Raw genomic sequence first — 12,790 nt, forward strand, 5'->3', positions numbered from 1 at the left:
AGGTGACATTAATATATAAAAAAAGCCTAATTGCTGCAGCGTTAAGTATTGCGATAAGCCCAATATTAGCTCAAGCAAGCGTCATTGATACCCGTGGCGTAGACCTAGATAGCGGTCAGCAGAACAGTAAGCTGACAACGACTAGACGTAATATAGACAACCTATATATGGTCATACTCGATGACCAACCTCTAGCAACCTACAAAGGTGACATTGCCAATTTACAAGCCACCAGCTTGCTCAGCAACAGTACGAATAAAACTAAAAATAAAGGCACGCTCAATGTGCAAAGTGCTGCGAGTCAGAATTACCTAAAGTACCTAACTCAGCAATCAAGCTCGACACTTAAACGAGCACAAACAAGCCTTAAGCGTGAGTTAACAATTAATAACCAGTACCAAATTGCATTGAACGGCTTTAGTACCACATTAAGTGAGCAAGAAGCTGTTGAGCTACAAGCCGTTGCAGGCGTTAAGCTCGTCAAGAAGGTACAACGTCGCCACCTTACAACTGACTCTGGCCCAAAACACATACAAGCTCCCTCAGCCTGGGATGGCACCGCAACAGGTGTTGCCTCTCAAGGTGAAGGGGTCATAGTCGGTATTTTAGATACCGGTATCAGCCCATTTAATGCCTCATTTGCTGATGTTGGTGCAGATGGTTATGACCATACGAACCCGTTAGGCGAAGGTGTTTACCTGGGCCATTGCGCCGATTCAGAACTGGCGCACTACTGTAACGACAAGCTCATCGGTATTTGGGCTGACGAAGATGTGCTAACAGATTACACCCCAGATGGTGATGACAGAATCGGCCTCGACCAACATGGTCACGGCTCGCACACGGCATCAACGACTGCGGGTAACGTGGTTAAAAACGTACCGATTTTTAATGCTGTTGGTGATGAAGCTGAATTTACGTTTGACCAAATCAGCGGCGTCGCACCTCACGCCAACATTGTGTCTTATCAAGTTTGTGCAGCAGATGATGGCTGCTGGCCCGACTTAACTGCACTCGCCGTAGAGCATGCAATAGCCAATGGCGTGCAAGTGTTGAACTACTCTGTCGGTGGCGATGCCAGCGACCCTTGGCAAGATATTGACTCTCTTGCATTTTTGGCTGCACGCGAAGCGGGGATCCACGTCGCTACATCTGCAGGCAACTCAGGCCCAGATCCTGAAACTATCGGCTCACCCGGAAACGCACCGTGGATCACCACCGTTGCAGCTTATACTCATGATCGTAGCTACAGCCCAAAAGAGGTCAGCTTTACCGGCGGTGATACCACACTTGCAACGCTCACAGGTAAAAGTGTTACCGGTGGCATAACTGCTGCAGTGGTTCACGCACGAGATTTTGGTGATGCAGATTGCTTAAACCCATTTGAAGCAGGAACTTTTAACGGTGAAATTGTTATCTGTCAACGTGGCGACATAGCCCGCGTAACCAAAGGCGCAAACGTATTAGCTGGCGGCGCGGGTGGCCTCATATTAATCAACCTCGATGATGAAGAGACTGTTAATGATGATTTCCACGTACTACCTTCAATCCACCTTGATGCAGCGCAAAGCAATGAGCTTGTTAGCTGGCTAGATTCTGGCAGCGAACACACAGCAACCATTAGCAGCTCAGCAATTGAAAGTGACTCGGATAATGCCGACATTGCGGGTGATTTCAGCTCTCGCGGCCCAGAACCCATTATGAACCGCTGGCTCGCACCGCATATTGCAGCGCCTGGCGTGGCCATTTATGCCGCCAACTCTGAATACCAACCATGGCGCGAAGAGAAAACAGAGTCGCCCTATATCTTTATGGATGGTACCTCAATGTCTAGCCCTCACATCGCAGGGGCAATGGCATTAATTACCGCCTTAAAGCCGACTTGGACTCCAGCACAATTACAGTCAGCATTAATGTTAAGCGCTGATTTTAATACCCGTAAAGAGGATGGTGTCACCCCATCGGACTTCTTTGATTCAGGTGCAGGTAGCGCTCGCATCAGTAACGCCCTTAACAGTGGCCTAATTATGGATGTGACGTATGAAGAGTACGTCAATGCCGACCCTTACAATGGTGGCCAGCCAGAAGATATGAATATGGCATCTGCAGTGCAAAATGACTGCATGCTAAGCTGTAACTGGACCCGAACTTTCACCGCTACAGCAAGTTCAACTTGGACCACCAGCAGTGAGTCAATTGTTGATGGCTTAACGGTTACTGCATCACCAAGCAGCTTTACGCTTGCAGCGGGAGAAAGTATCACCCTTGATATCAGCGCCACCATCTCAAATGGGTTTGACTCTGAATATGGTATGGGCAGACTGCTACTCACGCCATCAGATAGTAAACTAACTCCATCAGCGATGCCGGTTATAGGCACATTTGTTGCTGGCAGCTTCCCGCTAAACACTCGACTTGAAACCAGCAAAAATGTAAGTAGCGCCAACATTGAAGGAATAACTTCTATTGGCGCTTCTGATATTCAAGTAGGCGTATATGAGCTAGCTGAAGTTGAATCAATAACCACTAGCGTACCGCGTGATGACAGCGATACCGACACCTGGCCAGCAAGCGTCTATAACGACAGTGCTTACCTGTATACAAAATTGATTAATGTCACCCCTAATACTAAACGCATTATTGCGAGGATCACTGACACTACCTCACCTGATCTTGACCTATATATCGGCCGAGATTACGACTACAACGGCAAACCAGATAACGCCAATGAAATGAGCGATATGTTATGTCAAAGCGCAACAGAAACTGCGTTTGAAAGCTGCGAAATTAACGACCCACAGCCCGGCACATATTATGTTGCAGTACATAACTTTGGCGACTTTAATGCCCCATCAGACACTATTGATGACATCACCATTGAGGTCGCAACTGTTGGCAAAGACGATTCAAGTATTACCGTTGACTATAAAACCAATGTTGCCGCCAATGAAGATATTGGCTTGGTCATGAGTTGGAACAAAGATCTGCAACCCGATACTTTATACACCACAGTATTAGAGTTAGGAACCGGAGTGGATGCCGCTGACAATATAGGCCTAATGCCAATTGAACTGTATCGTACGGCATCATTTATCAACGCAAGCTTAGATGCCACGTCTATAGATGTAGGCGATTCGCTAACGATGACAATCGAACTCGCTGCCAATACAAGTGATACCGAAAGGGTGTTTGATATCAACACTGTCATCCCTGCAGGACTAGCGATCACCAGCGACTCTCACGACGGGGTACTTGATGAGCAAACACTGACATGGCAAGTAACCCAAGCTGCTAATAGCGACGCACAATCCATTGTTGTGATGCTAACCACGGCGGGAATGACTATGTCTACCGAGCTAAACTTTGATGTAAACAGCACGGTCAACAGTGTCAGCGCGACTGAAACCTTAGCCCCAATACACGTAGAAGGTATTCCGGTAGCTAAAATCAATGGTTTATCAGCAATCAGTGTGACCGCCGCAGAGCAAACCGTTGTTAATCTATCAGCCAGCGGCAGTACCGCACCAAACGCTAGCGATACGCTAAGCTACGCTTGGTCACAAGCTTCTGGCCCCGTAGTCACTATCGAAGACAGTAGCGCGATGGATATTGCAGTTACCTTGCCAAGTGTCGACACCAATAGCACTGTGGTATTAGAGCTACTAGTCAGTAATGCCACTAAAACAGCAGTAGCGGCCACAGCAACAATACAGGTTACTGCTGACGCTGAAGCGGTACCTGAGCCCGATACTGATAACAACAGTTCAAGTGGTGGTTCTTTAGGTTTATCGGTATTACTGCTCGGCCTACTGGGAGTTAGACGTCGAGTGAAAAAACACTAAATGTAACTCTATTAAAGGGGCGCAGTGTGTACGACTAAACTAGCGTTCCTCTGCCAGATTACGCTAATTGCCGACTGCTTTGCAGTCGGCTTTTTTACACTTTTAACTTGATGCTGTAAGTCGAGTATCACTTCGCTTAGAATTTGTAATCAAGAGTTAAGTACACTTGCTGACTGTCGTCGATTTTGATGTCGCGGCGATCATATTCTTGTGCGATGTAACGGTAGCCAATATCTGAAGAAAAGTGTTTGCTCCACTTATATTGCGCGCCTGCATGACCGCCATATACCGAATGCGTATCGGTACGGCCGGCTATTTTATTGTCATTAGCACCAACGGTAACCCCGGCAAATAGATTGACATTTTTATGTACTGGTAAAAGGTAATCGTACGAAATCAACCAGCTGTATTGCTCTTGCTTATAGTCAGTTCCAGCTTGCGAAAACTCATCTTCCATGTAGCTAAAAGTACCGGTGATACGGTGTTGCTGCTCAATCAGCACCCCGACTCGGCCTTGCCACGCAGCGGCTTCGGTATCGTGTGCAATCTTACCTTCTACTGTATCAGTTTGATAACCGGCAGCAGCACCAGCGAAAAATTCAACTTCTGCAGCATTAACGCTACCAACGAGAAAACCTGAACATATAGCACCTGCGAGCATCATTTTATTTTTCATCACAAACCCCATTAATTACTTATCTGTTTCGTGTCGTAATCGACGATGGGCACAGATTAGCGCCTATGTTGAAGATGAAAAAGAGCCTTATGCCAGCCAGTTTGTATCAATTAGCATGACAGTTAACACGTTGTTTTTAGTGAAATACTGCCGTGCAGCATCTTTAAATGATGCCATAGCCAATAATTGGAGTTTAAATAACATCATTTTTTACTGCGCTTTTGAGACAATCTTCTTCTAGCCAAAACCTTAATAAACTAGCCATAAACCGCTCTGCAACTCGCTAACTTAAAAGCTATATTATCAGTGGTATAAATGCCTTAAGCCCGATGCGGAACAATTCGTTTATTAAACTGGCTGTTAGAATTTAGATGCCAAAATAGGGCTTAACTGGTTACAAACTTAGCGGTTAATCATTCTATTTATTAAGGCGATGTTTAGCCTTACGTGCTCATAAACCGAACACCTTTTAGGCATTGCTGCTGCGGACAATTCTTACAGTGCAACATGCAAATTAGCACTTAGCTTAGCGATGCGGCTAAGGAGTTTTTATTACCGACAAAGCTTTGGCTCTGTAACAAAAACATTCAATCAACCACAACAAAGGATTGCCAATATCAACGAGTCGGCAAAACAGTGAACACCATCGACTGTAAAGTGCAGGAATACAGTTGGTGTATTGAGTGACGCAGCCCTGCATGCGGGCTTTACGATGAACCGCACGTGACAGTCGCGTTTTTTTTTAAACGATTAACGGCAGGTAAATTGTTCTTGATTTAAGCTAACAGTGCTTGAGTTGGCTAAACCAAAAAATGCCGCAATTAAGCGGCATTTTTATCATTTATTGCTGTAAAACTAATCTGTTAAATTAGCGGCATGAAAGCGTATGTGCTGCTCCATAAAGCTCGCAATAAAGTAATAACTATGGTCATACCCTTCGTGCATATTTAACGTTAGCGGGTAACCACTCGCTTTAGCCGCAGCTTGTAGCATTTCAGGTTTAAGTTGCTCGGTTAAAAAGTTATCACCCTCGCCTTGATCAACCAATGCTGGAACAAACTCTGTCGCTTTACGCATCAGTAAGCTGGCATCATATTCAGCCCAGGCGCTGGTGTCGCGCCCCAAATAGGCGGTAAATGCTTTTTTACCCCACGGACAATTTACCGGGTTACTTATCGGGCTAAAAGCCGAAACCGATTGATAAGCTGCCGGGTTACGCATGGCTATCACTAACGCGCCATGACCACCCATTGAGTGACCCGCAATCGCACGCTTATCAGTAACGGGGAACATTGACTCGATAAGTGCTGGCAGCTCGTTTACCACGTAATCATACATCCGGTAATGTCGGTTCCACGGCGCTTGAGTGGCATTAACATAAAAGCCTGCACCTTGACCTAAGTCGTAGCCGTCGTCATCTGCCACATCGTCGCCCCGCGGGCTTGTATCAGGCGCTACAATGGCAATACCGAGTTCCGCCGCCAAGGCTTGTGCACCGGCTTTTTGCATCATGTTTTCGTCGGTACAAGTTAACCCAGATAACCAATACAACACTGGCACCTTTTGCCCATTTGACGCTTGAGGCGGTAAATAAATCGCAAAGCGCATCGCACAATGTAACGATGTTGACGGGTGACGATATTGCTTATGCCAACCACCAAAACTTTTATTGGCACTAATATTTTCGATAGTCATATTTGTCTCTCTTATGGCCCTGCCAAGTGCTTCTGCCTTGTGGAAGAAGCACTCTAAACATTACTAAGTGGGAGTTACTTATCGAAATGGATCACTGTACGAATACTCTTACCTTCGTGCATTAAGTCAAACGCTTCGTTGACTTGTTCAAGCGCCATTGTATGAGTAATAAAGTCACTTAATTTAAACTCACCCGCCAAGTAACGCTCAACGTATTCTGGCAACTCGGTACGCCCTTTAACGCCACCAAAAGCAGAGCCTCGCCATACACGCCCTGTTACTAGCTGGAACGGACGCGTTGATATTTCTTGTCCAGCGCCAGCCACACCAATAACAACAGACTCACCCCAACCTTTATGGCAACACTCAAGCGCGCTACGCATGACGTTAACGTTACCAATACACTCAAATGAGTAATCAACACCGCCATCGGTAAGCTCAACAATGACGTCTTGAATCGGTTTGTCGAAATTTTTCGGGTTTATACAGTCTGTGGCGCCTAACTGACGCGCAAGATCGAACTTACTTTCATTGATATCAATAGCAATAATGCGCGAGGCTTTTGCCATTGCAGCCCCAATCACAGCAGACAAACCAATCCCGCCCAAACCAAAAATAGCAACCGTAGCGCCCGCTTCTACTTTAGCGGTGTTCATCACAGCGCCCATACCGGTTGTCACGCCACAACCCAGTAAGCAAACCTCTTCAAGTGGCGCTTCAGGGTTGACTTTGGCTAATGAAATTTCAGGCAAAACTGTATATTCAGAAAAAGTAGATGTGCCCATATAGTGGAAAATATCAACGCCATCTTTAGAAAAACGCGTCGTGCCGTCTGGCATTAGGCCTTTACCTTGGGTTTCACGGATTTTCTGACAAAGGTTAGTTTTACCCGACTTACAGAACTTACACTCACCACACTCTGGTGTGTATAACGGAATAACATGGTCGCCCACGCTTACGCTCGTTACGCCTTCGCCAATTGACTCAACAATACCGCCGCCTTCATGGCCCAAAATGCACGGAAAAATCCCTTCAGGATCGTCACCCGATAGTGTGAATGCATCAGTGTGGCAAACACCTGTTGCAATCATTTTGACGCGCACTTCGCCTTTTTGCGGTGGCATAACGTCTACAATTTCCATCGACAATGGCTGGCCAACGGCCCAAGCCACTGCGGCTTTAGATTTAATAGTCTGTGCTGTCATCTGTTATTCCTACATTGGTAGAGTAATAAAACCGGCTTATCTAAATACGTGCCGAACTTAATATGCTTCCAGTATAGCTGCCGTACTTAAAATGATAATCCCACCATTTTGCAAATAACTTTTACCACACAGTAATAATCAAGTAACTTAACGCTAATTGTCATGGTATTTTTTACCGAAACGATAATAATTAAGGTTGTAGTGCGACTAAAAGCAGAGGATATACATGTTTAACTGGGAAGGCGTAAGTGAGTTTGTCGCTGTAGCAGAGGCCGAAAGCTTTACCCAAGCTGGGATCCGTTTAGGCATATCAACTGCGCAGGTGAGCCGCCAAATCAGCGCCCTTGAAGCACGACTGGCAGCAAAATTATTTCATCGCACGACCCGTAAGGTGTCAGTCACCGAGGCAGGGCAAATATACTACTTACACTGCCGCCAGGTATTGGATGGTTTAGATGAAGCAGAAAGGGCTATTACCAACTTACAAACCACGCCTCGCGGCTTGCTCAAAATCACTGCACCAGTTACCTATGGCGAAGGCATCATCGCGCCGCTAATCAATCAATTTTTGGCATTGCACCCAGCATTAGAAATACAGTTCAACCTCACTAATCTAAAAATTGACTTAATTGACCAAGGTTACGATCTTGCTATTCGTTTAGGGCAATTAGAAGACTCCAGTATGATGGCAAAGCGGCTTGGCTCAAGAACCCAATATGTGTGTGCGTCACCCAGCTACCTAGCCACCTACGGTTTACCGTACACCTTCTCAGAGCTAGACCAACATAACTGCCTTGTTGGCACTCGTGACTACTGGCGCTTTCAAGAAAATGGTAAAGCGCGCAATATTCGAGTAAAAGGAAACTTAAGCTGCAATAGTGGCTACGCATTAGTAGATGCCGCCATTAAAGGTTTGGGGATAATTCAGTTACCGGACTACTACGTCAGCGAGTTAATTGAGGTGGGGAAGCTTATTCCTCTACTCGAAAATCAGCGCCAAGCTGACGAAGGCATTTGGGCGCTATACCCACATAACCGGCACCTGTCGCCAAAAGTGCAAATGTTATTAGACTTTTTAAGCGAGCAACTATAGTCGTTACTCGCTTAATACTGCACTAACTCACACGCATACAAGGCTAAAAGGTTTTACCCAGTGTTAAATAGAACGTTTTGCTATGCTGGTCGTTCATACCAAAACCTAGCACTGCTGGGCCAAACTCGGTTTCGGTACCAACAAACAAACTGCTAGCGTAAATTAAGTCATCAAAGCCACGCTGACTTTTGTATTGCCACACGTTACCCGCCTCGGCTGACGTACCTACGTACAGCGGTATGCTCTTACCGCCAAACCCTTGCCAATTAATGCGATACTGATATACCAATGATGCATAAGCGAGTTGCGAGCCCACCAACTCATTTTTATGTAAGCCTGATAAATTTAAGAAACCGCCTAATTTGTGCGTGTGTATTAAGCTCACATCGTTACTGTCGGTACCACTGAGTTTGATTTTATTAATTAACGTATGCTGCTTATAGCTAACCGCATGCTTGAGGGAAAAATCATAGTTAAATAGCGATGTATCGCCAAATACGTCACCCACAATTGGCAGCACTAACTCGTCTAACCGGTCGTTATTATATGCACCTTTAAAGTAGAGCTGCATACCGCGGCTAGGAAAACTATCACTGTCTAGTGTGTCATAGCTAAACACCGCAAAGCTAGAGTAGCTGTAGTAATCAATATTGAGGTCAATGTATGACGGCCCTTCAATGTTACCCATTTCAGCCGCAACACCTAGCTCAAAAATCATATTGTTACTCAGATTAATCCCGATCAATGAGCTAATATCGTGCGCCTGAGTAATGGTTTTTATGCTGAGGTCATCTTCCCAAAAATACAGATCCTCACTCTGAATAAATTGATAGCGTGACTTCCAGTAATAACGTTCCAATGGATCGAGCTGCAACCGGTATTCACTGGCCAGCAGCTTTTCTTTACCCGATGACAACTCAAAACGTAACTGCCCTTGGCTGTCGAGAATGTTATTGAGGGTATAAGCGAGATCAAGTTTGATATCGGAGATCTCTGAAAAGTCCTCTTCTAATGAAAAACCAATATCAAAAAAGTTAGGTCCCCAGCTTTTTTCTTGCGCGGTGATCAATAGCGTTTTTTGCTGATCATCTTCAATCACTTCCGCCGCCACACGCTCAAACGTATTTAGCGCATACACGTTATCAATGGCAGCAACCAATTGGTCGGTACTAACACTGTCACCGGCATCAATGGCTAATGCTGCTTTAATTTTTTCAGAGGACTTAAGGCTGTTATTTTGCAAGACGATCTTGTCGATAGGCCGTTGCTGAAACGCCCGTAAAGCTTGATTATATTGCTGCCGCTTAGCTTGGTACTGCGCATAATCCTCGTCACTGACTTGCAATGATGCAAGTTCGCTGGCGTGGGTTTGCGCTGCTTGCATGCCTTTTTCAAAACCTAAAGGCATCGTACTAAAGTCAGTGGTGCCAAGCAGGCTAATATCTGGGCGAATGAGAATATCTTGTGGCTGCAGGTTTGCCACCTGCTCGACCGCGTTGGCGCGCGTCATCATAGTGGACAGCTGCGACAATATCGCAAAGCTGTCTTTGAGCTCCTCTTTTGGGGCTAAATCGTCACCAATATCAATGGCTATCACAACATCGGCGCCCATTGCGCGCACGGTATCGGCAGGCATATTGCTCACCATGCCGCCGTCGGTCAGGTATTTGCCGTCAATTTCGACGGGTTGCAAAATTCCCGGCACCGAAGCCGACGCTTGCATCGCCGTTAATAGGTTGCCTGACTCCAAAACAACTGGGCCTCCGGTGGCAATGTCGGTACTAATGGCTTTGAATGGAATCGCTAAATCATCAAACGATACTTGTCGCGGCACGATGCCAGCAGACTCTATATAAAGGTTTGCCATTGTTTGTCCGCGCAACACACCTTGCGGCAACAATATTTCACCATTTAACGAACCAAACTCAAACGGCAAGTTAAAGCGATCGAAGTCCTGTTTGTCATGGTAATTCAGCGAAGTTCTGGGCACTGTGTCATCAAAGCCACTAACCCAATCAAGCTCAAGCATGATGCGTTCAATATCATCAACGCTATACCCTAGTGCATATAAACCACCAACATATGCACCAATACTGGTACCAGTAATGTAGTCAACACTAATTCGCTGCGACTCTAAATAGCGCAATACACCAACATGGGCTGCGCCCTTAGCACCGCCACCACTCAAAGCCAAACCTACTTTTACCTTTGCAGGCGCAGTGTTACCAGCGTTATCATGCAATAATGCCTGCCGTTCTCTGGCAGACACCCCCGGCGGTGTTACCGCTAAAACGGTAATCAATAAAACACTTGTATTTGCTAGGTAATGACTCAAGCCAACCCTCCTCCTTGAAATAATCGATCTATTCTAAGGGTTGGGTAATTAGCGCATAAAGTGCCCAGCGCGAGTTTGATTGTCTCGAATATTAGTACAATACAGGTGTAACGCGGAAACATTTTGGTTTAAAAGCAATAGAGCAAGCCAACAGTGCTTAACACCAGAGTTACCAATAACAATTAAATAGACAACGTCTTTGTAAATTACCGCCCTAAAAAGGCCTACTTAGGCAAAAACACACGCCTGATGGCAGGTTCATTGATTAAGATCACCGCCCAACGCCCAACAACCTGTTAACTTCTCCCTCGATTTAAATGACCACCAGCCCCCTATCTATCTTGTAGCGGCCGCAAGTCAGCTTAATCTGAACTTGATGTGCAACGCACATAAAGACCACTTACTAATAAGTTAGTCCGCATTAAATTGTTTGGATTTATGGCCAATACACAGAACAAAGGCCAAGAACTAGAACTTAAAATCTCAACATATTGACTTTATTGCCTGTGCTTTTAACTAAGCGCAGCGAACTGGCAATTGAATAGCTATTCTTAAAGACGGCAAGCTGGTGCGAGTTTGACAGAGCCGGTGAACATTATGCTCACCTCACTGATAACGCCGAGCATACCGACTCTAAAAATACCATTAAAAGGATGAATGATGACCCGTTACACACTGACTGCTTGCTGCGTTGCACTTGCGCTTTCAACTAACGCCTATGCGGCGCCAGTAGACGAAGAGATCGCAGCACTTAAAGCCCGTATTGAACAATTAGAATCTGCCAAAGAACCGGTAACTGAAGCCAAAGAAGATTCCTCCCTTAAGATTGGCGGAGCCGTTCGTTTCCAGTATTCCTATGAAAACTATGACGATGACAATAGCGACCGTGGTGGCGATGCTGACTTTGACCTGTTCCGTATCGATATTGATGGCCACTATAAAGATGTAGTGTTTTCAGCCCAATACCGCTGGTTTCAATACATGAATGTGATTCAGCATGCTTGGGTAGGCTATAACTTTGATGAACAGCAACAAGCCAAAGTCGGTGTCACTCAGGTTCCGTTTGGTATTTTAACCTGGGCGTCTAATAGTTACTTTTTCAGCTCTAACTTTTATCTCGGCTTAGAAGATGATCAAGATCTAGGCTTAAACTACACCTACAGTGGTGATAAAAATCGCTTTGATTTTGCCTTCTACAAAAATGACGAACTCGGCGGAATAGACGGGTACGTTACTGACCGCACTGACCGTTACGCTTACGATGTGGTCGGTATTCGTCTTGCTGGTGAAGGCATTTACGATGCCCCAACTGACGGCTACGAAGCCGGTGAGAAAAACACTTTTAACGCCCGATACGCTCACAATCTTGACTTTAATGACGTTGCTGTTGAGCTAGGTGTGTCTGTACAAGCTGGCCAGCTTGAAATCGCCAATGGCACTGACGGCGACAACCTTGCAGCCGCAGTGCATAGTGTAATCAACTACGACCGCTGGAACGTTAAATTACAGCTCACAGACTATAAATACGATGTCGACGGAATGGAAGTTGACCGCATGGTCGTGGCTGCCTACCACTTTTACGACTCTATTCCAGCCGAAGCAACCAGCTACATTGCTAACGTTGCCTACAGCCTCCCGGTTAACATTGGCCCGGTATCAAACCTGACCTTTTACAATGACTACTCATTAATTACGGGCAAGTCAGCCGAGCAAGAAGATACCTTTATGAATGTTACAGGTATGGCGATTACCGCTGGCGGACTATACACCTACGTCGACTTTGTTGTTGCTGAAAACCAACCCTTTGTCGGCGGTTCAATGGTAGGCGATAGCGGCACCAACCAGCGCTTCAATATTAATGTTGGTTACTACTTCTAACCATAGAATGAGCAGTGCTTAAGCCTAATCCGCTTAACAGACAATAAAAAACCGCAGCCAATAGGA

7 protein-coding genes are annotated in these 12,790 nt (G+C 45.7%); 3 read left to right on the forward strand and 4 right to left on the reverse strand.

What is annotated here, in order from left to right:
* Nucleotides 1-2 precede the first annotated feature (2 nt).
* Nucleotides 3-3,842: a S8 family serine peptidase gene (locus tag RGE70_RS17540; RefSeq protein ID WP_310472712.1), complete on the forward strand. Its 3,840-nt coding sequence runs from the start codon at nt 3-5 to the stop codon at nt 3,840-3,842.
* Nucleotides 3,843-3,978: 136 nt separating this feature from the next.
* Here RGE70_RS17540 and RGE70_RS17545 read toward each other — a convergent pair whose 3' ends face one another.
* The 3 genes from RGE70_RS17545 to RGE70_RS17555 form a co-directional block, all read right to left on the reverse strand.
* The gene (locus RGE70_RS17545) at nt 3,979-4,518 is read right to left on the reverse strand and encodes an outer membrane protein (protein ID WP_310472713.1); all 540 of its coding nucleotides are present in this window, start codon (nt 4,516-4,518) and stop codon (nt 3,979-3,981) included.
* 855 nt (nt 4,519-5,373) lie between these two features.
* Nucleotides 5,374-6,213, reverse strand: coding sequence for an S-formylglutathione hydrolase (gene fghA / locus RGE70_RS17550; protein ID WP_310472714.1), 840 nt, complete (start codon nt 6,211-6,213; stop codon nt 5,374-5,376).
* A 74-nt stretch (nt 6,214-6,287) separates the two neighbouring features.
* On the reverse strand, nt 6,288-7,418 hold the full coding sequence (locus RGE70_RS17555) for an S-(hydroxymethyl)glutathione dehydrogenase/class III alcohol dehydrogenase (RefSeq protein WP_310472715.1): 1,131 nt from the start codon (nt 7,416-7,418) through the stop codon (nt 6,288-6,290).
* Between the two features lie 226 nt (nt 7,419-7,644).
* Between RGE70_RS17555 and RGE70_RS17560 the strand changes: the two genes are divergently transcribed.
* Nucleotides 7,645-8,511 (forward strand): LysR substrate-binding domain-containing protein, encoded by an 867-nt coding sequence (locus tag RGE70_RS17560; protein ID WP_310472716.1) that lies wholly within the window; start codon nt 7,645-7,647, stop codon nt 8,509-8,511.
* Nucleotides 8,512-8,554: 43 nt separating this feature from the next.
* On the opposite strand, the gene RGE70_RS17565 is transcribed toward RGE70_RS17560, so the two are convergent.
* Nucleotides 8,555-10,846: a patatin-like phospholipase family protein gene (locus RGE70_RS17565; protein ID WP_310472717.1), complete on the reverse strand. Its 2,292-nt coding sequence runs from the start codon at nt 10,844-10,846 to the stop codon at nt 8,555-8,557.
* Nucleotides 10,847-11,506: 660 nt separating this feature from the next.
* Between RGE70_RS17565 and RGE70_RS17570 the strand changes: the two genes are divergently transcribed.
* Nucleotides 11,507-12,724, forward strand: a complete 1,218-nt coding sequence (locus tag RGE70_RS17570) for a putative porin (protein ID WP_310473012.1) — start codon at nt 11,507-11,509, stop codon at nt 12,722-12,724.
* Nucleotides 12,725-12,790 lie beyond the last annotated feature (66 nt).

The organism is Shewanella youngdeokensis, from assembly GCF_033180165.1.
GTDB lineage: Bacteria > Pseudomonadota > Gammaproteobacteria > Enterobacterales > Shewanellaceae > Shewanella > Shewanella youngdeokensis.

What these genes read in the sequence shown, in the direction of transcription:
- RGE70_RS17545 (WP_310472713.1), bottom strand. Translation starts at nt 4,518, where the DNA reads ATGAAAAATAAAATGATGCTCGCAGGTGCTATATGTTCAGGTTTTCTC.
- fghA (WP_310472714.1), bottom strand. Translation starts at nt 6,213, where the DNA reads ATGACTATCGAAAATATTAGTGCCAATAAAAGTTTTGGTGGTTGGCAT.
- RGE70_RS17555 (WP_310472715.1), bottom strand. Translation starts at nt 7,418, where the DNA reads ATGACAGCACAGACTATTAAATCTAAAGCCGCAGTGGCTTGGGCCGTT.
- RGE70_RS17560 (WP_310472716.1), top strand. Translation starts at nt 7,645, where the DNA reads ATGTTTAACTGGGAAGGCGTAAGTGAGTTTGTCGCTGTAGCAGAGGCC.
- RGE70_RS17570 (WP_310473012.1), top strand. Translation starts at nt 11,507, where the DNA reads ATGACCCGTTACACACTGACTGCTTGCTGCGTTGCACTTGCGCTTTCA.